6 protein-coding genes and 1 tRNA gene are annotated in these 23,490 nt (G+C 55.9%); 5 read left to right on the plus strand and 2 right to left on the minus strand.

Features of this window, described 5'->3' with window-relative positions; all coding sequences use genetic code 11:
* Nucleotides 1-49: 49 nt before the first annotated feature.
* Nucleotides 50-17,617: a PKD domain-containing protein gene (locus AC5DDB_RS20925; RefSeq protein WP_491741710.1), complete on the minus strand. Its 17,568-nt coding sequence runs from the start codon at nucleotides 17,615-17,617 to the stop codon at nucleotides 50-52.
* 969 nt (nucleotides 17,618-18,586) lie between these two features.
* Between AC5DDB_RS20925 and AC5DDB_RS20930 the strand changes: the two genes are divergently transcribed.
* From AC5DDB_RS20930 to AC5DDB_RS20940, 3 genes are all read left to right on the plus strand, one after another.
* Complete coding sequence (locus tag AC5DDB_RS20930; protein WP_491741711.1) at nucleotides 18,587-19,021, plus strand: hypothetical protein; 435 nt, start codon at nucleotides 18,587-18,589, stop codon at nucleotides 19,019-19,021.
* 105 nt (nucleotides 19,022-19,126) lie between these two features.
* Complete coding sequence (locus AC5DDB_RS20935; RefSeq protein WP_491741712.1) at nucleotides 19,127-19,633, plus strand: lactoylglutathione lyase family protein; 507 nt, start codon at nucleotides 19,127-19,129, stop codon at nucleotides 19,631-19,633.
* A gap of 221 nt (nucleotides 19,634-19,854) precedes the next feature.
* Entirely contained in the window at nucleotides 19,855-20,118 is a 264-nt protein-coding gene (locus AC5DDB_RS20940; RefSeq protein ID WP_491741713.1) for a DUF6868 family protein, read from the plus strand.
* Between the two features lie 526 nt (nucleotides 20,119-20,644).
* Here the strand turns inward: AC5DDB_RS20940 and AC5DDB_RS20945 are convergent.
* A tRNA-Leu gene (locus AC5DDB_RS20945) sits at nucleotides 20,645-20,729 on the minus strand.
* A 286-nt stretch (nucleotides 20,730-21,015) separates the two neighbouring features.
* Between AC5DDB_RS20945 and AC5DDB_RS20950 the strand changes: the two genes are divergently transcribed.
* Both AC5DDB_RS20950 and AC5DDB_RS20955 read left to right on the plus strand, forming a co-directional pair.
* Entirely contained in the window at nucleotides 21,016-22,125 is a 1,110-nt protein-coding gene (locus tag AC5DDB_RS20950) for an SPFH domain-containing protein (RefSeq protein WP_491741714.1), read from the plus strand.
* 142 nt (nucleotides 22,126-22,267) lie between these two features.
* On the plus strand, nucleotides 22,268-23,490 hold a 1,223-nt coding region (locus tag AC5DDB_RS20955; RefSeq protein ID WP_491741715.1), incomplete at its 3' end, for a DUF5060 domain-containing protein.

Raw genomic sequence — 23,490 nt, forward strand, 5'->3', positions numbered from 1 at the left:
GTCTCCGTTTCTCCAGTTCGCTACTTTGATCCTTTCTCCATCACGACCATTAGTCCCACCACCTAGGAAACAATTCCGCAAAGTTTTGATCTAGCAATGCGAGGTACTGCTCGCCATCGCCACAATGGTCTGGCAGGACCACATCGTTCCCGGAACCGGTTTTGACCTTGTCTCGTCCCGATCCCGGGAAGACGACATCGTTGCCTTTGCCGGTGGAGATGTCGTCGTCCCCGTTGCCACCGTAAACGCGGTCATTCCCGTTCCGCGTGCGGACTTTGTCATCCCCGTCGCCCGCGAACACAATGGCCCGACCGTCACCAGTGTCGATTTTGTCATCACCGGCATTTCCGAAGATCAGGCTCCATCCATCGCCGGTGTCGATGTCATCGTCACCCCGGCCTCCAACGACGATCGAGATTCCATCTCCGGTCCGAATCTTGTCATCCCCGTTGCCTCCAAGAACGAACGACACTCCGTCACCAGTGTCGATTTTGTCGTCGCCTTCACCACCCGCGATCAACGCAATTCCGTCCTTGGTTCTGATATCGTCATCCCCCTGCCCTCCATGAATGAACACAGGAATCAAGGAATCGACATCGACTTTGACATCGTCGTTGCCATCAAGCGTGAGGATGACAATCCGCTCCACTTGATTCGCGGGGACGCGGATATCGAATTTGTCGCGATCGAGTTTTCCTTTGATTCGCAACTCTTGGAACTTCACTCCGTGATCGCGGACGGTCTTTTCTTTCACATCGATCTTGTCCCGCTCTTTCGTGCCGACGATAAACAACGTCCCATTATTTAGGCCGATGCCCTGGACGAAACCGTTGACAGTACGCGGTTCCGATGCTGCCCCATCCTTGTCGATGGCGGTCACTGTGATGGCATAAACGCCGCCTTGGTTGTAATCGTGGTATGAAGCGAAAGTGCGAGTCAGCGGATCGACCGCAATGGTTTGCACAGGGGAACCATCCCCCCAATCGACCCGCACGACATGCGTATCGATCGTGCCGGGATCGGTCACTTGGCCACTAATGGAAACCCGCCCGTTCGTGGAAACATTGTCGAGAGAATCGCGGGACGAAATCAGCGTTTCGATGACCGGCGGGGCATTCTGCACGTGGATCGACGTCGTGCTAACATCCTGTGCCCCCGCCTGATCGGTCACTCGCAACGCGACCGGCAACACGGCATCACCGTCATGGTCAGCGAGGAAGATCGGTCGTATGCCCACTTCATCGCCGAACTGAGTGCCCAGTTCGCCGTAAATGCCATCGTTATCGAAGTCCCACTCATAGATCAAAGTTTCGGAGGCTTGGTCGGCGTCGGTGGACATCGAAGCGTCCAGCACGACCGCCCCGCCCTCCAGAACCTCGTACGAGTCCAGTCCCGCATCGGCAACCGGAGGCGAATTGGTCACCGCCAACAATTCGGTGACCTGAACCACGCCGCCGTCACCATCGTCGATCGTCAATTCGACGGCGTGAAAGCCAACCTGTTCGGGTTGGAACTCCACTTCAGACCCGGTCAGCTCGGTGACCGTGCCGGCGGGCGAAGTAATCGTCCAATGGTAGGTCAACGCATCGTTCGGATCCGACGCGAGTGCGGAGAGTACCGCCAATCGATGCGATAGAACACTACCGGGGATGTCGAGCGTCACTAGTCGCGGAGCGACATTGTCAACTTGGATTGTGCGAGTAACGGTGGTCGATCCGTTGCCGTTGCCTGCGGTGATCGTCACGCCGTAGACCCCGTCATCAGCAGGCAAAAACAGCACTTCGGCCCCGGAAAGATTGACCGTCCCGCCGTTCTCGTCGGTGATTGTCCAATCAAATTCCACCGCCGAGCCATCAAGTCGATCCAACGCAGTTGCACGCAAATCCAACGTGCGACCTTCCGGGGCTACGGTCGGGACAACAACCGAATTGATGGAAATCGGCGTCGCGGCCACCGACAATGTTAACGAGCCACTTTGCACCTCGCCGCCTTCAGAATCCGAAACCAGCAGCGACACCAGATGATCACCCGCCACGGACGGAACAAACACAGGATTGATCCCCGTCAGCGTGCTGACATTTTGCTCGGGATCGATGATCTGCCACGTTACGGTCAACTCATCGTGACCGGCGTCAGTCGCCTCCGCCGAAAGATCCACGCCGAATCCGACAAAGCCCTGTGTCGGCACGATGGCCGACTGAATCACTGGGGCGACATTGGAGACCGGCAAACTCGTCGTCTGCGTCCACTGCCCACCGTCGCCGTCGTCAACGGTGACAGTAATTTGATAAAGCCCACTATGCGGAGTCGGCAACTGCACGGTGGAACCCGTCAGTTGGATTGCGTTAGCAGAATCGGTTTCGCCTGGAGTTAACACGGACCACTGGTAGGCCAAATCGGCGATGTCGTCAGGAACATCGGAGGCGTTGACCGAAAGAGTCACAACGCCACCTTCCACCGGCGTTTCCGTCGGTAACTGCAGCACAGCAGTTGGAGCCACATTGGCAACGTCAATCGTTCCGGCATTCACGGTGGTCGAACTGTTGTCGTCATCGGTGACGGTCAACGAGACGTGATACGTGCCGTCGTCCGCTGGTGTCAACGTGGGAATACGGCCGTTCAAGACAATCGGCTCAGGCAATGTCGAGGCAGTGATGGTCCATTGATAAGTTAGTCGATCACCGATGTAGTCGCTGGCCGAAGCCGAGAATGCCAGCCCAACGCCTTCCTGACCGCTACCAGGAACGGTGACCGTTTCGATCAACGGTGCGACGTTGGCCACATCGATCGGGAAGGATGAGGAGGTCGTCGAGTCTCCTTGTGGGTTGGTGACGGTCACCTTCGCCGTGTAAATTCCGTCGTCGCCGAAGGGGAATGACACGCTCCGCCCTGGAACGACCGTCGTGCCGCCCTCAGGATTCGTGATGCTCCAAACATAAATCAGAGCACTGGAATCGCCGACCACATCCTCGGCAACCGCTGACAAGTTGGCCGTTTCCCCTTCGTTTAACCCGGTGGGAATCGTGAATCCGTTGGCAAGGAAACGGGGGGCCAACGATTGTACGTCAAACACCGCAGCGACGGTCGCTATACCACCGTCACCGTCCACGACCGTGATTGTGACATCGTATCGTCCGCCATCCGGTGTGAAACCGACGGTCTCGCCCGACAACGTGGTGACATCTCCGGTCACACGGTTGGTCAAGGTCCAGGTGATCGTCAACGGGTCGGCGTCTCCCGCGACATCGGAGGTGGCAATCTCCAATGTTGTTGGCGTGCCTTCCAACGCATCGGACGGTAGTGTGACCGAATCGATGACCGGAGCGACGTTCGAGATCGCTAACTGACGCTCGTCTTCCACCACGTTGCCATCGTCATCGATTACTTGCAATGTGATTGTGTAATCCCCATCGTCCGGTGGGACAAAGGATGCAACTGAGTGGTAGCGTGACTCTTGCTCCGTGGCCGCGTCCGCATCTTCCGACGTTCCGGTTACGCCTTGGACCAGGACGGCTTGATCCGGTGTAACTACTTGTGGAAGTTCCAGGGAGTATCCATCGGGACCGGAAATGTTCCATACAAAGGTCAACGTATCAACTGCCCCAAGCGGTCCCGCTGCAACAGCGGAAAGCGACACCTCAGCAGCTTCCGTTCCTAGAGAGGGCACGATCAGCAGATCGGTCAAGATCACCGGTGCGACATCGCGGACTTCGAGTTGCAACGACGCGGACGGTGCCTCGATCGTTCGTTCATCGGTCACAATCCGATCCAGCGTGACTGTATAAGTCCCTGCAGTTTGGTAGACGTGCGTTGGGTCCAGTTGGTCGCCGAGCAGGATTTCCGTGGTCCCGTCACCCCAATTGATTTCCCATTGGACGATGCGGTCGTCCCCCGGATCAACGCTGCCCAACAGCAGTCCGATTGCCTCACCTTCAAACACATCACTTGTTTCGGCACGTTCGATGGCCACTTCTGGAGCGACGTCGATCACCGTCACATTGTGGACATTCTGGTAGACGCCATCGTTGTCGACGACGGTCACTTGAATGTCGTAAGAGCCATCATCGGCGTATCGGTGAGTGAGATCAGCCGAACCGTTGGCATTGGCGGGAACAGTTTCGGTGTCCCCGTCACCCCAGTTCACCGTCCAACTTGTGATGAGGTCATCACCCGGATCCGTTGCCCGAAGTTGCAGAGTGTATAGCTCTCCTTCCGATGCGGATATCTCGCCTTGCACATGGATCATGGGAGCAACTTCGTCGATGCCCACCGATGCATAGAAATCGGCCTGCCCGCCGTCCTTGTCGACGACCGTCACGCGGATTCGCTGGGTTCCCGCTTTCCTGGCAACGAAGGAAGCCGAATCCGTGCTGCCAAAGGAGTCGTAGTTTCCATCGTCGTCGAAGTCATAGTAGTAGGTGAATTCTGCGCCCTGGTCGACGGCGGACGGGTCGGTCGCCGTGACTTGCACGGTTATCAAATCGCCTTCGGATCGTAGATCGTCCCCTTCGATCACCACAACAGCGGATGGTGCGGTGTTCGTGATCGTCAATGTCGTCGGAACGCTCGCCGTCCGGTACTGGTCTCCATGAAAATCTTGATAGTGAACAACGGCAATCAGCGAGATCGGAGACAGTTCGTCATCGTTCAACCCCAGGACTTGCAATTGCTGCCAAGTGATGACTGGTGTTGGGAGATTTTGCGTCAACGCTGTTTCGTCGGTATAGTCGCCATCCCCATCGGAATCGACGAACCACACAACATCCGTCGGCGTGCCCTTGACACGGGCTTCTAGACTGAGATTCTCTCCTTCCGCGATCGTAAACGGATCGACTTGCGGGGCGACCGGATCAATCGTCACGATGTGCGATGAAACCACTGACGTGTCTTCATCCGTCGCGGTCACTGTGACGGTGTAGGTTCCGGTCGTCTGATACTGATGCTTCACGACCGAGGTATCGCCGGGATAAACCGTCGAGGTGCCATCGCCCCATTCGATTTTCCATTCCTGGATAACATCGTTGCCGGGATCGGAGGCGGCAAGTGTCACCTCGTAATCTGTGCCCACGTCCCCCGTACTGGGAATGTTCAGATTCAGCGTCGGGGCGGCGTTCGCGACCTGAAACGTGCGGGACTGTTCCGAGACGAGTGTCTGTCCGTCGGGTGCGACGGTCGTTACTCGCAACGAAAGCGGGTACTCGCCGTCATCGTCAATTCCTAAGGCCACCAACTCTGACCACGGCACGCTAGCAATTGCTCCGGTGACATCGCCAAAAACACCGTCATTATTGAGGTCCCACTCAAACGTGCCGGAGTTTCCGAAGAGATTCGAGTTGCTAGCATCGAGGAGTAGCGGTTGGCCTTCGACGAAAGAGCCGGTTGGTTGCGTGATGCTGATCAACGGTGGTGCAAAGATGCTGAGGGTTTCAATGCTGAAATAGCTGAGTTGCCCGTTGCCGATGACCTGAATGTCGCCATTGGGAGTCACGGAATTGCCAGTGCTGGAGTTCTCTGCCGCGAAGAACGTGAGCGTGTCGTTCTGATCGCCGCCTCGAAGCGTCACAGGTCCGGCTAACTCGGCCCCTTGAGCGGTCACATAATCGGCTCCCGTGCCAGTTTCGATCGTCGTCATCGAATCGGTTCCTGTGCGGCGAATGTTGACGGCGTCATTGCCATCGCGAGTTTCAACACTCACGACAGCATTGACGCTGCCCGCTCGAAGTTCCACGAGATCCGAACCGGAACCGGTATCGATTGTCGTCGTGCTGCCCGAACTTGCGAGGTCCACAAAGTCTGTTCCGCCGGCGGTATTGATGGACAATCCGCCGAGAAACTCTTCGCGGATAGAAACCCGATCCGCGCGGGAACCGGTGTTGACGGTTGCGTGCGTCCAGGAACCGCCCGTTGTTTCCGATTCGAGTTTAACGTTGTACTGCGTGGGTTCCACGGTTTGCTCATCGATGGCAAACACCGAGAGACCGCCGCGACCGAAGCCAAAACCACTGCTCGAACCGACGAGCAGAGCATTGCTGGTTGGGTGGATAACGATCGAATTGGCATCGAACAATCCGAGCGTTGCACTGAAACCATTGCGGACAAACTGAGCAAACTGCAGATTGCCGCTCTCTTCCACACGGAAGGCTGCCAGCGTGTGATCGGCTTGTCCCATGACGAACACGAAGTCGCCGCTTGTGGATCGGGCAACCGCTGAGGCTCCGGCGATTCCCCGCACCCCGGCTTGCCCCTCGACAATCGTCTGCACCAGCGGGTTTGTCGAGTTCGCGGCGTCGAGGAGAATGGTCGAATCGAGCATGAACAGCGAATCGCTGCTGCCGCCAGTGACGATCGTGAATTGGGCATCATGCCAAACCGCCGTTGCACCGTCGAGACCATCGATCTGCTTCTGAACGGCTAAGTTCTGATCCAAGAGCCACAGACGACCACTCGCGCTCTGGGTCACAAACAGACGGCCATCGCCGATCAATTGCAGATCCGTTAGATCCGTCAGTGCGACCGAGGCGGTAATGCCGGTTGACCCGACGCGATGAATCCCGCGATTCGTTACCAGGAACACACTGCCATCAGCGTCGATTTGGAGATCCTGGGCCGTCTCTCCAGCGGCGAGACTGCTCATGTCGATGACTGCATTTTGTTGCAACTGGCCGGTGTTCGGGTTGCGAAAATACTTGACGATTTTGCGATCGCGATCACTGACTACGAACAGTTCTTGGTCGTTCGGGTGTAGAGCAATTCGTGCGATACCGCCGAGATGATTCTGTCCGCCGACTTGATCACGCAGGACGGTTGGCTCGCCGATGAGCGTTTCGGTATCAGAGTCCCAACCGAGAATCACTAGCGTATCGGTCTGGGGATCGACAGCGTAAACATGTTTGCCGTCCGCTGAGACGGTGATGCTTTGCAACCCGGCGATCTGTCCGGGAATTTCGTCGCCGTCGCGAAGTGTCCCGGTGTAGTTGAACTGGTTGACATCCCGCCGGACATACGACGAGACAAAGCCGGTGAAAGTTCCGGTTGAGTCGTCATTCCCACTCAGCAATAGATTGCCTTGAGAATCGCCTTGGATGCGGTCTCCGCCCGTTGTGCCGGAGCTGTTCGAGACCTGTGAATGATCGATTTCCAATGCATCGGTGAAGAAAGTGGAGAAGAAACCGATGCCGTTACTCAGGGAAAGTTCACTGACCTTCCGATTTCCATTCCCGTCTTCGAGCAACGCGTACGTCAATCCTTGAGCATTTCCTAAATCGAGTACATCGTAGCCTAAATTTATTCGGCCTCGGTAAACGGGAAACTGCAACGCAGGACGCACATCGTAGATGTCCACACTCGATCCGAAGGCGACAACCAGTGTGGAAAGGTCGTCTAACTGGGCATGGCTTGCCGCGGTGATCCCCGCAGGAATCGCTTGAATTCCCGTCTGTTCCAGAACAGGGACGGGCACAGCGTTATAGACTTTCGACGCGGGAATGGTGAACTGATAGGTCAGCACCTGGTTCGTCGTGTTGAGATCCTCACCAGTGATGCCAATGACAGTTAAATGGTATTCGCTGCCGTCACGACTGAGGGCAACGGAGATCGTTGCATCAACGAAGTGACCTTGGTGACCGGTCGAAAAGTGCTCTTGATCGGTGCCGCCCACACCGGAACCGATGATGACTTGCGTTTGAAAGAATCGAAACGGGATATCAACGTCCACGCCGGAACCGGGTAATTGAACGGTTCGCGTTGTGAAGAACGTGCTATACAGTCCGCCGTAACCGTTGTTGGATTCGGTCCCTGTTTGAGCTGCACTATCATCCGATATTGTGAAGGAATCACCGCCAAGCCGCAGGTAGACCAGATTCGGATTTTCATTCCGTGATGCGGCTCCACCATACAGGTGAAAATTCGAAGGAATAGAATTCTGAAAGGCTGCCGGAAGCGAGAATGTCTGAGGGTTATTCACGTCCGAAAGTTGGCCGTCCTCGTCTAATTGATAGCGAACGATCGATTCCAATGTGAAGCTTGGGGATCGCTGAGTCAGATAGAGAAAATCATTCCGGCTGACGAACAGATGCACGCTGGTTTCCGGCACTTCGAACCGCTGGAGATGTTTGCTGACAACTCCTTGTGCATTGACCTCACGGGCATAAACGTTGACGACCTTCACATCGAGGCCGTTAACAACTTCCGTGGAGAGGATGTAAAGCCGCGTTCCGTCGGCATTGGTCTCTACTTGTTCGAGTGCATCGCCGAATTGGAAGTCTTCGGCGGCATCTCGCGTCACCACACTTCCGTCTGGGCGGACAACGTGAATCGCCTGGTCGCGAACGACATGAGCATTTCCCGTGGATGGGTCGACGGTCAGATCGACCAATCCTGGCGTTTCGTGCAAGTCGGTCAGTACAAAGCCGGTGCCCGGTCGCCAGATCCCCAGACTCGAACGGTCCGCACCTAACAGGTACAAATCCTGATCGCGAACGGCGACATCATTGATGCCCGTCCCGAAACTGAGACCGATGTCGTTCGCCGCATCAACGAGAACACCGTCAAATCGCCAGCGATTGGTGGAAGCATCGATCACAAATCGGGACACCTTGGTAGGCGTTACGACGATGGCGGTGTTCCCATGATAAGGTTCGACCCGAAGCGCTCCCTGAAGAATTCCGGCAGGCACGTCGTCGATGCCGTCGATCAAACGCTGTGGCAGCCCCCCTCGAATGGGGAAGATGAGCAGATTGTTCTGCGAGGGGGAGACGGCCAACAGGTGCTCGTCGATGGTCGCCGTGTCGGTTACACCGTTCAAACCCTGGATGGGCGTTGTGAACACCGGTTGTTCGAAGTCGGCATGGCCGAGAATTTGCTCACCCGATGTAACTTGCAACATGTTCTCTGTAATCGAAACATTGGTGGAGCGATCCGCCGTTTCGTTGATGGTCAGTCGGTTTTCACCGCTACCGGCGATGATCCGGGTTTCAGAAATTCCCCCGATATCCAGCAACCGTTGCTCGGTCTGATTATTCCCAACAGATAACGCACCTTGTGCCGTCTGCCAATCAACATCGCCAGTGAAATCAGAGTTGTCGACGGTCAGTGCTTCCAAACCGAGATCGAAGGTGAGCCGATTTGACAGGTCGTTCGCGTCGAGTGGATCACCGGAGATGGCAACAGTGACGATGTCCTGTCCACTGCCGGCATTGACGACCGTGGGACTGCCGACGTTTTGCACGAGGAAACGATCGTCTCCGCCGGTTCCGTTCAGACTGACCCGTTGAATGTCGGCGGTGGCGAAATCGACTGTCAACGAGTCATTGAATGGCGTTAGTGTGACGTCGACTTGTTCGAAAGCATTGGCAGAGATCCCGGCACTGCCGAGATTCGCGAAGCCAGCAACGCGGACTCCGTTCACTTCACTGTCGACGAGTTCTCCGTGAGCGGATGTGGTCAGTGTCGAAAAGTCGAGACGGAATTCATCGCCGCCGTCGCCGCCGTCTAGCGTCAAGTCCGCCCGGGAACCTTGGAGAATCGCGGTATCATCTCCGTCCCCCAAGTTGACGGTCAGCGGGGCTTGATGGTCGTTGATCGTCAAGGTATCGGCCCCGGAGCCAAAATTGAGCGTGGCCGAGATGTTGGAATCAATCAATGTGATGTCGTAGTTGCCAATACCGGTATTCAGCACAAACGACTCAAATTCGTCGAAGTTGATCCCTCCATCGGACGGAATCGCAAAACCACGGACTTCTCCACGAACCAGATCGAGCGTCCCGATCCCTGCGTGAACGTCGGTCCGTAGATTTTGTTGGTCGTTGAGAATGATGTTGTCGGTTCCCTGTCCGCCGTGAAGGATCAGCGGGGCCGTCATCAATGCCAGTTGCGAGGCATCGCTGCCGACTAAGGCTTTGGGGTCGGCCACATGGATCGTGTCGGACCCGCCACCGGCGTTCACTTCCGTCAGGTGGTCAAAGCCGCCGAGAATGGAAAGTGTGTCGTCTCCATCACTGAGATTGTAGATCGTAAGCTGCGCGGCCGCTGTCTGGACGATCGTCTCATCCGCCTGCCGCAAGGAATTGCCAACGATCTGCCATTCGGTTCCGGTGGCCACCGTGGGAGTGTGGTGGAAAATGACCGACTCGACCGCATCGGTGGAGAGCATCGCGCTCCCGTCCAATGGCGCATCCCTGAGCGTGACCGTCGCGATGTCGTTGCCCAGTCCGCCGTTGACGTTGAGCCGACGGGTCAGATCGTCCACCGTCACTTGGTCGTTTCCGCTCCCCAGTTCCAACGATAGTTCGACATCTGGTCCGAAGCGGAGCAAATTGGCGGCGGGCATGAAGGAATCGAGACCCGTAACCGTGTCGTTGGTCACTTCGAGATTCATCGAATCGGTTTCGGCATTCAGGTCGAGCGTCAAAACCGTTCCCGCGCCGCGAACATCGACCGCCCCGAAGATTCGCCGGAGTGAACCCTGCTGACCTAGCGTGGCCGACTGAACATTCCGAATGTTCAACAAGGTGTCTTGATCGACGTGTTGAACGTTGACGGTCGTGTTCGCTCCGGAAACCGTTGTCGTGACCGAAGTCCCCACCACATCGACGACCCCGCCGCCGTCGCCCGGCGTGACGTTCAGTGTTTCGGCGTTGAGGTAACGCATCACTTCGTTTGGCAGTTCCTCGCGGTTCGCGACGATCTTATCCGGGCTGACGGTCAGGTGGGCAAACTGTGGGTCTTGCACAGTGATCGTGTCGTGCCCCGCTCCACCGTCGATCGTTCCTGTCGCATAAGTCGATATCAACGTGTCATTTCCATCGCCGCCCTGTAAAGAAACCGTCATGCGACTGGACTTAGCCGTGCTGCCGGGAAGAATCCGCAATGTGTCGTCGCCGCCGCGTCCATCGAGAACCAACTGATCCGATCGGTCAGAGACCGCGTTCACTTCGATGGTTGGCCCGAAGCCGGTGATGGTGATCGGATCGTCGGGGTTGTGAAGGTTCGCCACGGTGATGGTGTCGGCTTGATTGGTTCCTAGAATGTGAACCGCATCTCGCCCACCCTTGCCCAAATCGAGGGCCAACGTTTCCAACCCGATGCCGGACAAATCTTCGACTTCGATGCGGTCGCCTCCCTCCTCGGCGAACAGGCTGACTGTCTCGAATCCCCCGGCGGAGACCAACTCCGTTGATGGACCATCGGTCAATACCAGCTCATTGTTCTGTTTGAACAGCCGAAGGGTTTCGGAGTTATTACCGCCGATGAGAATCAAATGGTCGGAGTCGGCACCGCCCGCGATCGAAATTTCCCGGCCGTCTCCTTGATTCCAGACGATCTCATCAGTCCCCGTCCCTCCAGTGATGGTGTCACGTCCGGCGTTGCCGACGATGAAGTCGTCTTCCGCACCGCCATCGAGCAGATCATCACCCGATCCACCGATCAGCACGTCGGAACCGTCATCCCCATAGAAAACGACGCCGCCCGGCGACTCACTGAGCAACTGATCGTCTCCAATACCACCGCTGACGGTAACAGGGAGTATCAGATCATTGGCGCTGCCTTCCCTGTGGATGACCTGGAAGTAATCATTCCCCGCACCGAAGTCGCCCGTGACACTCCGGACGCCCGTGAAAACTTGACTTTCTCCCATGCCATTGACGCGGACGTCGAAACTACCATTCGCGTTGCGACGAAGTACCTCGATGGCATAATCTTCATCTTGAATCGGCACTCGCGGCTGAGGGAGAGGAAGTTCCCGTATCCCGGCTCTATCCCCGACGTTCAGGACGAGGTTGCCATTCGACGCATCGAGAGTCGCAAGGTCCAAACGGGGTGTGGCGACGACATTGACTGGCAGGTATCCGATGCTAAAGCGGACGGACCGGCGAACCAGCAGGACTCGAACCGAGCCGGCGAGCTGCAACCGCCCTGTCAAAGAGTTGAAATCGAGGGCCAGACCGACACCGGCAATTGTGCGTCCGAACGCGCGGACCCGACCGGATGCCGACCCTGCGACACCCAATTGATATGGGGAGTTATAGTCATCCGCGATCGTCGGCAGGTAACTGATGCCCACTTGAACGTCACCACGAATGCCCCACGAATTGCTGCCCAGCACGAACCCGCCGCGGAAGTCGATATCGAACGCACCCCGGGTGTCGAAGAAACCGCTAGCATTGACTTGAAGGATGTTAAGCAGATCGCCCTCGAAGTTCCCGGCGAGCCGCATAAAGGCTCCGGAATTCGGATCGAACCCTGCCGTAATCGCCGCTTCGCCTCGGAGGTCGATCACATTGAGCACGGTCAAATTCAGGTCCCGAATCGCGATTTGACCAAAACCGCGAGTGGTGTCGACATTCAGGAAGAGATCACCCCTGAGCTGGAAAAGGTCGCCCGATCCAAATGGGATAATCCCGTTCTGGCCATCGATTCGAAGTGCCGTATTGAGAATTAAGCCTGGGTTAGCTCCTGAATAGATGATCTGAGCCGTTCCCCGCACGTTAACAGCGGAAAAACCGGCGACTGCCAAGTTCGCATCGAATAGCATTTGCAATTGCTGCGAGTTGACCGTGAGAGTGTAAAGGCCGTCCAACTCGAATCCCGCGATCGTTACTTTGCCATCAAGTAGGAAGCCAGCCGAACGAGCGGCGATCGACCAATTTTCGTGATCAACATCAATGCCGGTCGTATTAACTTCTAGTAAACCACCGACGTCTGCACCGAGTTCAAGTCCGGCAATGTTCAGGTCGACTTCTCGGTCCACTTCTAGGGTTCCATACAGCCCGTTCCGCGTCACCACCAGCGTGCCACCGACATCAAGGTTAAGAATGTCACCGGCACCGGGCAGTTCGAGGGTCAGCGTGCCTGAGGCTTCCAAACCCAGCCCGTTTTCACCGACGTTCAAACGGAAGTCCCCGTCCACGCGGAAGGCGTCGAGAACGTCAACATAACCACTGATTTCTGCTTGGGCATAAGGTCCGGCAGCAAGCAGTTCGCCATCGCTGGACGTCGGAGCGCCGCCGATTGTGATCTCAAAAGATCCGTCCGGTTGTTCTACCGGATTCAAGAAGTTGGAGTCGTTATCCCAAGTTTCACCGCGTCGCTGTTGGAGAGCAGCAATCCGATCGGTAAATCGGTCCGAAATCTCATAGATCACATCTTCGCCGGTGGTGTTGATCTGGAATTGAGCTTTCTCCAACTCAAGGTCCACTCCCGGGAACTGAGCCCCCACCGCGAGGTCGAACCGAGCGGCTAACTCTGGAGTCGTTTGTAGGCCCACTTTGCGAACTACGATGACTCCCAGAACGTCGGCTTCCAAATCAGAAAGAGTGGTTCCACCGACACCGAGATAGAGACTCATTCCTCCCGCCAAGAAGAATTCGACGTTGAAGAAATCGTCGAACAGATCATCGGGGTCGTTCTGATCCAGACTCACCAGGAGCGAGTACGCACCATCGAACACAAAACCGGCAGTGATCGGTCCGAGATCGGGTTCGAGCGACAATGATCCTTGGGCTTCGAAGACATACGTCAGGGGATCGAGTTCGATGAGTTCCGGCTCGCGTCCAGGAAGGTTGAGTTCGATGACTTGGTCTTTGTCGCTGAGATTCAAGCCGAGCAACAGATTCGCATCCGCGGACAGGCCCGCTTCCTTCAGAAACGACAAGTTCCCGCCTGATTCGCTGTCGAAATCGACTTCCACCGCGCCCCAAATGTCCAGCGACTCACCGGCTCGGTTCTCGAACGTCAATTGCCCGGCACCGGAAACAAGGTCGTCGGCTTGAATTAGCCCCGCGATGGAAAGACTGCCGGACACATCCAGTTGCACACGCTGGACGTCGTCGTTGTCCGTGTAGTTGAGTTCGAGTTCGGCAAAGCCCCCCGCTCCGCCGCTGGTCTGGGCATCACCCCCGAAGATGACCGAGGCGACGCCACTGGCCTTCAGCGTCCCACGACCGACCACACGCAATTGAACCGTCTCGATGGCGTCGGGTTGATCCGTGGGGTTGATCAGACTGCCGTTGGCATCCAGAAACGCGAGCGTTAGCTCTCCTTCGAGTCGCAGCGGAGCATCGAGACCGCTGGAATTGGAGCTCGACAGCCCCGGCTCAGTGTCGGCACCACTGGCAGTACCGGGTCGCAAATCGCCGAGGAAAGTCAGACTCAACGGATCGTTCGGATTGGTCTCGTCCAACGAACTGAGGTCGCCGAATAGTTTCGCGTCAATCTCCAAAACGCTTTGCTGATCGTTGCCGCCGAAGTTCCCGACCCCCACGACCACGAATTTGCCATCCGTTGTGATGATGACTTCCGCATCAATGCTCAACGTCTCCTCTGGAACGTGTTGGCTGTAAAAAGTTCCGCCGGCTTCGATGCGGATGACTTTTTCCGCATCCTCGAACGCCCCGCCGCCTCCACTGACTGCCAGAAACCCGTTGCCATCGCCGTTATCGTCAGATTCTTCCGTGACGCGAAACACGACGTCGCCCGCGGAGATCTCCCACGAAATGCCACCACCAGCAGCGGCGGTTTTTTCGGTCACGATCGCCGTGTCCGGGAGTGCAATGTTAGCGGCCGCGAAGGCAGAAACTACAACATTCGTCACGCGGCCATTGTTCAATTCCGATTTCAGATCGGTGGGCAATGTCAACGTCGGACGCGAAACACGAAGTCGCTCACCACTGCCGCTGCCAGCTTTTTCCAGGACATAGAGGGCATCCCCAAGTTGCACTTTCCAGCGTTGACCCTGTTCCAAGACGGTGACATCAGGCAGCCGGGTCCGTGTGCTGATGAGGTAGCCCAATTCCTGGAACTTGCTTTCGAGAGCACTGGGATTACGATTCGCATCGCGTTGCGGGAACGTCCCGTCGTTGAGTCGCGCGATGATCGATTGCATCGCACCACCGGCATCGCTACGAGTGAAGTCGAAGATCACCCCACCGTTCGTTGACACCTGATTGGCAACCTGTTGTTTGAGTTGGTCCTGCCATTGCTCGGGTGTGAGTCGTGTGGTCGGCTGAAAAATCGGGTTGGTCAGTCCCTCCGGCGTGGCCGGTTTCTCTAACGGTGTGGCATTGAAGGAGATTCCGCCTCGGAAGTTCTTAATGCTCAACCCGCTGGCAGGGTCCAACAAAATCCCCTGCGGAGTTTCGGACGAGAGGTACCCAGACAGAAAACCACGCTCGCTAAAGCCCAAGCGAATCGTCGTGCCGATATCCCCGGCAAGCTTGAACGAGCCTTCAATTCCGCCATAAAAGATGCTCTCTTCAAATTCCAACGAGCCATCCGGAAGGCGTTGTCCGTCTTCATCCAACTTCAAAAAACCGGCGGTCAATGTGGCCGAGAGACCGTTCCCGAACAGTTGGCCTTCAATGCTGGCGGTGACGCTACCGACATCGATCAGCGGGTTCTCTCCGTCCGCGAGCTTCGCGGGATCAATCCGCAGGTCGGTGACTGAGCCGCTCACGTTCAGGTTCGGCAGGGAGGCGAATTTGTTGTTGATCGAGGCCGAAACCAGGATTTCAAATCGCTCTGGCGCGGTGTTAAAGTCCGCCCAGCGGGCACCAATCTTGTCAATTTGGATCGGCAAGAATGACGGCCAATTGACATCGTTGGGAACCAACCCGCTTGTATCCAGCGAGACTTGAAAGTTCTCGTCGGCTACAAAGTCACCGTCGCCCTGCACGGAAAACTTCGATGCGCTGCCCGTCAGAGTGAACGGCCCGGCACTCACGGTTGCGGTGACGGTTCCGCCGACGCGAATCAGGTTTTCGTCTCCGGTTGCTGTCGGAGTGATGGCCACATCGGTGGCCTCGAATTTCAGAAATCCCAAATCCGCGTTGATCGTGGCAGCCGCGAAACTCACATCTTCAATGGATTGCCCATCCTCGGAAATCGAAACCGTTCCGGAGATGTTTGAACCGGATACCGTCCACGCGGGGTCGGAGATGGAATCCGGGTCGTTGAGGTCGATCGTCCCTCTTTGCGGCGGACTTTCTGGGGCGATTTCGATCAATGCCGCCCCGAGTGAGACGCCACCCAAGGAATACCCTGTCGGCTTTCGATAGCTGAAGTCGTTCCACTGCACATACGGGGCGGTTACGGTGACCAACGGACCGATCGTCACCGTCTCGTCATTCCCTAAACCGAACCGTCCGCGACCAAACTCGAAACCATCACCGTAGACCACCAAAGCCGGCTCATTCTCGTCCGGCAGGAATTGCGCACGGAGTCCCAACGCGGGAGCTTCCAGCGTTAATTCATCGAGCGCGACGATCTGCTGATCTTCTCCCTGTTGCGGATCGTACGAGACTTCCAACCCGACGATCTCGGCGGTGATCAATTCGCCGACGGAAAACGTTGCCTGACCGGCCTCGAATGAAAACACGGGAGCCGACGCAGCGGTGACAATGGTCTCCTCGACGACTCCGCTCAAGGTCAGCCCGCCGGTGATGTCGCTGGCCGACAGACTGAAGGCGTCTGGAACGTCCGTTCCCGGATTGGCGGGATCGGCCTCGCCCGCCTTGGCCAGTTGAAAGCTATCGGCTTCGATGGTCACCTGAAACTGAAAATCATCTTCCGACAATCGCAGTACGGGAGCCGTCACCTTGGCCTTGCGGACATCGAGCGAACCGACCCGCACATCGACCTCCGACCCATCCCCTCCATCGCTGGCAGGCGGATTGTCTCCGTTCTCGTCGGGAAGCAGTGAGAAGCCATTCAATTCCAAGCTTTCCCCCACCAATCGAAAGTCTGTCGTGTCTTCAAGGGGGTCGTAACCGAGATCGAACGTGCCATTACCCGCATCAAGTTTCGCGATCCGCTGAGTTCCCGCGTAGACCGTGACCCCGATGTCCGTGGCATCGAGGGACAATAGCGATGAGTCAACTTGAGTGACCGTAAACAGTCCCTCAATGTCGGCCACCGAAGCGTCGGCTCCCACGATGGAAAACTGAGCCGGTCCGTGAATTCGATCGAGAATGAGACTGCCAGGGCCATCGGCATCCAAGTTCAGATTGCCCCCCCCAGGAAGAGTGGCCACTTGCGTCTGGATTGCTCGATCGGTGGTGTTAATTTCATACGCCAAACCTTCTGTGAAGGGAGACGACAAACCCAAACCCGGCAGACCGAACACTTCCATGTCGTCGGTTGAGTCATTGGCCACGATGCGGCCTGCGATGCCGGTTGTATCGAGGACGAAGACTCCATCAGCATCGATCAAGCGGATGCCGGTCTCGTCGCCGAGTTGCACATCCACATTGCTGGCCACGATCGAAACTCGCCACCCCCCATCAACGGGCGTTTCCGCCAGTTGAAACCGTCCAGACAGCCCACGATCTCGAACTCGAATCTCGCCGTCAAAAGCAACCACATCCGCTTCGCCGGTCCCGCTTGCAAAGAATTCTTGCAGTAGTGCCGTATCGGCAGCGGTATCGCCCTGAAGCGTGACGATCTCCGTGTTGCCGCCATCATCCGGTGATGTGCTGACTTCAATGACTCCATCCACGTTCATGAACGAAATGTCGGCCGCGAGCATCACACGAGTTTCCAGCGTCTCGACGACGGCCGCGATGTCGCGTTGCAATGCTCGGCGGGAGACGGTCTTGCGTCGGCGCGTTTTGGACTTTGTCATGGTTTGGCTCGCAGGAAGGTGGAAGTTAGACGATGGCGAGACTCTGACCCGTCGGAGTCTGCCTTTTAAGCGGTGTTTCAGCGTCCGACGGGTTGCTGCCGAGGCTGGCAGGCAGCTGGTCCATTGGTCCAGACCCCAATCGCGGACATGCCTTCCATTGCAGACATCAAGTGCTCAACTTCCTCTATGCGGTCCTGCCCGACCCCTAACCGAAAACTTTCAGATTTTTTCTTGGAGCAGGAAAATTTCCTGAAGAACCATCATTCGAGCACTGTGCACAACGGACCACTCAGGTCCCGCGAGGTCGAACGTTGGAAGATTGAAATGGCACTTCGTTGGTCGTCTGGTGCCTACGTGATCGCTTACAGGCTGCCGAGATGGTATTCATTTGCAGCCTACTGACCCGGGAGCCATCGTCGTTCTAGAGGCCGCGAAGTTTCTGTACAGTCCGGATGTCATATCCGTTGAGCAGATGCGTGGTGAAAGAGTGCCACGGCGTATGGCAAGTGACGCGTTTGTTCGTCCGGGCGACCTTAGAGGTCTGCTTGATAGTGCGATCGATGACGCTGAGATGGGCGTACCAGCGAATGCGGCCCGTGTCCTCGTCCAATCGAATCACGGCTCACCCATACAAAAAAGCGTGCGAAACGCCTCAACGTTCTTCTCACTTATCACTTTGGATGGGTCCCGTGACCCGGCGCTCGTGATGATACCGCAGAAACTCTTCGACCCAACGGCTGTAAGTCTGAAGGATTCGTTCCGCTAAGCGGCGGACTCCACAAGCTGCTCGATAATGTTCGAGGAGTTTCATTCGACCAATCTGCCCCGCAAGAATGACTCGGTCAATTCGCACCACGAATTGGACGCATCCCCTTGGCAAGCCAGAGATTGACCGTCATGAACATCACGGGTACTCTCAAGTAAGATTATTGAGAGAAAACGAGTTCGACCACTAGAGATGTACATCGCATGGCCCGCTGGGTAGAACCACCACCGCTGGAACTTCAACTCTGGTATGGTGACTTGTTGGTCGCTGACCTCCATCGCGTGATACCACACCAAGGAACATGGTTCGCTGAGTACGATGTGAGAATTATTCCTGGCCAAGGGGAGCTTCAGGATCAATTGCTTGCCTACATATCATTTTGCGAGGACTTTCACCAAAGGATTGTAGACGGTCGGGATCACGACTTTGACGAATTTGACAGGTACGTCCCAATTTCTGATTGCGATTCATGGAATGCTCGGTTGCCGACGGGCGTGTCTGTGCCAATGGAAGGGAAAATGTGGTTTGCTGATGGTCAAGCCAGTTGGCAGCACCCCGAGACTGAACCATCGACAGAAGGTGCCGCTAATGAGTTCTGGGTACGTCACGCACGTTGTGCCACAGACCTGGCGGAGTAAGAAACCGTAGCCGAACCATCGCATGCACGGAGAGCATTGCTACCTATACGTCATCACCGAAACAAGGCCCTTCCAGACAACTTGTCCCTTCTCGGAAAGTCCCGCATGACATACCCCCGTACGTTTTCCCACATTGGCATTTCCGTAACGGACTTGGATCAAGCAGTCGACTTCTACACCAAGACATTGGGATGGTACGTCATAATGCCTCCGACAGAAGTTGTCTCCGATGATTCTGCCATTGGCGTGATGTGCAACGATGTGTTTGGTGAAGGCTGGGGGCGGTTCCGGATTGCTCACTTGGCCACCGGCGACAGAATCGGTGTCGAACTCTTCGAGTTTAACAATGCAGAACGACCCGAGAACAACTTTGAATACTGGAAAACAGGGGTGTTTCACTTTTGCGTCCAAGACCCAGACGTGGAAGGTCTCGCCAAACGGATCGTTGAAAACGGTGGCAAGCAACGAATGCCCGTTCGAGAGTACTATCCCGGCGAGAAGCCCTACCGGATGGTTTACTGTGAAGATCCATTTGGGAACTTGATCGAGATTTATTCTCACAGCTATGAGCTCACTTATTCCGCGGGTGCATACCAAGACAACTCTGGCTGATACGCGACTCAAGCCTTGTGGAATCACATAAGTCACTAGTACTACATATCACTAAATTCGATGATCCAAACCCCATCATCTTACGTTTTTGATGACGCCAGAACGGTACCGAACGCGGATCCGTAGTTTGATTCATCACGACCGTGGCATCGACCAACTGTCTCAAACAGAATCCACGCGAATTCTCGAAGGCATATAGCCGCAGAAAGAACGGTAGATCGATGGACATCGAATTGATCCGGGAATTCCTGGGATGGTGTACCGTACTCAACTGTGGCATCTTCGCGCTTTCTCTGATGGCATTTGTCTTGTTGAAAGACCGGGGGATCGCGATTCACTCCGCCATGTTCAACCTCGAAGAAGCGTCAGTCAGAAATGCGTGGTACCTCTATTTGGGATACTACAAACTAGCGCTCATCGTCTTTAATATCGTTCCATATTTTGCACTCGTCATCATGAGTTATTCGTCAATCGCCTCCCGCTAGAACCGATGATGAAGAGCTTCGATCGCTTCAAGCTCGGTTTGACCTATCGGTGAATGTCGTCCGCATCCAGGAAACGCGAATACGATGCGTTTCTTGCCGCTAGGCATCAAACGTTCCCAACATGTTCCGGGTAGCGCTCGCTGGAAGCGGTGATGCGATATGTCCTTTGCGATTGCCACTCTATCGTCACGGACGTTGCGCTGACCTATTAAGATCGCTTCCGCAGGGCCGTTTCTAGGTCGTCTTTCGTCAGCCGGTCGATCGCGGTGTTAGTTTTGCTGGCGAGGGCTGGTGAGGCCACTGACGATGAAATCGCCGGGATCAATGTTTCCGGTGATTGTTCGGTTGCCAGGAGCGAGTTGAAAGAGTGTGTGCTCAATCTTGCCGGAAATCGCTTCGGCGTTTAGTTTCTGGATTCCAAGTGACCATCGGTACTGCTGCCGGTCACTGTAAGAATGTTGTAAAACTCAACACACCACGAAAAAAGGACTCACGGCAATTCGCCGTAAGTCCTTGCAGGGTAAGGTGCCCAAGAGAGGACTCGAACCTCCACGGGCGTTAAGCCCACTAGGTCCTGAACCTAGCGCGTCTGCCAATTCCGCCACTTGGGCATGGTGTGTCGGACAATTCACACAATTCAAGGTTCGCCAAAAAGTTTGGAGATCCGTTTGGTGAATTTATCGTTGACGACCATGGAGCGGAATTGTAGCACCTTGCAATCCGTTTGTGTACTCAATCCGCGTCGTCATTGGTCGAAATTTTTTGTAATTGGCCAGTCGAACATTCCCGATTCACATTCGTCGATTTTCCGCTGCAACCGGGTTACAATCTTTGCAACCTGAGAATTGGTCGCGGTCGATCGGTTCAGCCGACCTGTTTCAATGAGGAGAGCCCGAGATGGGACTATTCGAGAAGTTACGTAATGAACTCATTGACATTATCGAGTGGCTCGATGATTCCCACTCAACATTGGTATGGCGGTTTCCCCGTTATCAAAATGAGATCAAAAACGGGGCGCAGTTGATCGTCCGTCCCGGCCAAGTAGCGATTTTCGTACATCGCGGCGAATTGGCCGACGTCTTCGAACCAGGCAACTACACACTCAAGACCGACAATCTTCCGCTGCTCTCGACCTTGCAGGGGTGGAAATACGGTTTCGACAGCCCGTTCCGTTCCGAAGTTTACTTTGTGAGCACGAAGAAGCTCACCGGGCTGAAATGGGGAACCCCGAATCCGATCATGCTCCGCGACCCGGAATTTGGTCCGATCCGGTTGCGGGCCTTTGGGACGTATTCGCTGAAATGCCAAGACCCCCGGGCATTACTGACTGAGTTGGTCGGTACGGACTCGGAATTCGATAGCAACGAAGTCAATGAGTTGTTGCGGTCGATTATCGTTGAAGCTTTCACCGATATGTTGGGTGAGAAGAATATCGCCGCTTTGGACCTGGCGTCGAATTATCGCGAAATTGCCAAGGAGTTACGAGAGTACGCCGTCGAGCGGGTTGACGACGAATACGGTCTCGACCTCCCGGATATGTTCATCGTCAACATTTCGCTGCCCGAGGCGGTCGAGAAGGCGTTGGATACTCGTACGAGTATGGGTGTCATCGGCGACATGGGGAAATATCAGGCGTACCAAATGGGCACGGCGATCGAAGCCGCTGCCAACAATCCAGCGGGCGGAGGTGCGGCTGAAGGGATGGGACTCGGGATGGGTTTCGCGATGGCGAACAAGTTCGCCCAAGGTGGGGCGGCTCCGGCCGGGGCCCCGGTTCCGCCACCACCACCCCAAGCAGTGCAATGGCATATATCGACCAACGGCCAAACATCGCCGCCGATGAGTGAACAGCAGCTTGGCGGTCAAATTTCTGGCGGGCAAGTCACTCCGGAAACCTATGTGTGGACTGCGGGCATGTCAGGGTGGCAGCCGGCGAGTCAGGTGCCACAGTTGGCGGCTTACTTCCGTCAAACGCCACCACCTCCGCCACCGCCAGCCGCTCCCTAAAGCCATAACTGAGTTTCTCGCTGCTGGCTTTTCTTTTTAGACTCAAACACCAAACGAACGAGCTGCGTCCCACACGCTGCTCGTTCGTCAGTGCGCGCGGATCACGATTATTCATCCACATGCAATACGAAGGCGCTCATCTATGAATCGTTGGATCGTCTGCTGGCTTGCGACTGTATGGTACTTCCCCACTCCTGTGCAGGCTGACGAAACTGTCTCCATCTCCGGCGAACATTATCCGTGGCGAAACATCACTTTGACTTTGGAAGGACCGTTCGCACGGGAAGCGGATACGAGTCCGAATCCGTTCACCGACTACCGGTTCGAGGTGCGTTTTCAGCACGAATCAGGCTCGCCCGTTTACACGGTGCCGGGATACTTCGCCGCCGACGGCAACGCCGCAAACACCTCCGCGAGTTCGGGCAATCGGTGGCGGGCACATCTTTCGCCCGACAAGCCCGGGAACTGGTCTTATACGGTCACATTTCGACATGGCCAACTAGCTGCATTAAACCAAGATGCCAACTCTGAGGCGGTTGCTCCGTACGATGGGCTCAGCGGGCGATTCGAGATCAAACCACCCCCAGGAGCGTCAACAAATCCACGCGATCGCGGGCGGTTGCAGTACGTCGGCGAACGCTATCTGAAGTTTGCCGGCTCGGGTGATTACTTTCTAAAAGCCGGGGCGGATGCACCAGAAACATTACTTGCCTACCGAGACTTCGACGGGACTGTAGCCCGCAAGAAAAAGGTGCCGCTCAAGACATGGTCTCCTCACATCCAGGATTGGCAACCCGAGGACCCGACTTGGAAAGATGGCAAAGGAAAGGGATTAATCGGTGCGGTCAATTACTTGTCAGGCAAAGGATGCAATGCGTTTTCCTTTCTGACATACAACGCGGGCGGCGATGGCGACAACGTGTGGCCGTTTATCGAACGCGACAAAAAACTGCATTACGATTGTTCAAAACTCGATCAGTGGGGCACCGTTTTTGCGCATGCCACCGATCGCGGTATGTACCTGCACTTCAAAATGCAGGAAACGGAAAACGACGACAACAATCGTGGCAAGGGGAAGAATCGAGTGCCCGAGTCACTCGATGGCGGCGAGCTTGGGATCGAACGGAAGTTGTACTGTCGTGAATTGGTAGCTCGCTTCGGACATAACCTCGCACTGAACTGGAATCTCGGCGAGGAGAACACCCAGAGCACGAAGCAATTGCGAGCGATGGCGGACTATATTCACGAGGTCGATCCTTACAACCATTTGATCGTCGTCCACACTTATCCCGATCAACAAGACAAAGTCTACGAGCCATTACTCGGGGATGGTTCCGGGCTCAGTGGTTGTTCGCTGCAGAACAG

It is taken from the genome of Thalassoroseus sp., assembly GCF_984380535.1.

Bases quoted from the DNA above. Each gene is read 5' to 3' on its own strand.
- AC5DDB_RS20935 (WP_491741712.1), top strand. From the start codon at position 19,127: ATGACATACCCCCGTACGTTTTCCCACATTGGCATTTCCGTAACGGAC.
- AC5DDB_RS20950 (WP_491741714.1), top strand. From the start codon at position 21,016: ATGGGACTATTCGAGAAGTTACGTAATGAACTCATTGACATTATCGAG.
- AC5DDB_RS20925 (WP_491741710.1), bottom strand. From the start codon at position 17,617: ATGACAAAGTCCAAAACGCGCCGACGCAAGACCGTCTCCCGCCGAGCA.
- AC5DDB_RS20930 (WP_491741711.1), top strand. From the start codon at position 18,587: ATGGCCCGCTGGGTAGAACCACCACCGCTGGAACTTCAACTCTGGTAT.
- AC5DDB_RS20940 (WP_491741713.1), top strand. From the start codon at position 19,855: ATGGACATCGAATTGATCCGGGAATTCCTGGGATGGTGTACCGTACTC.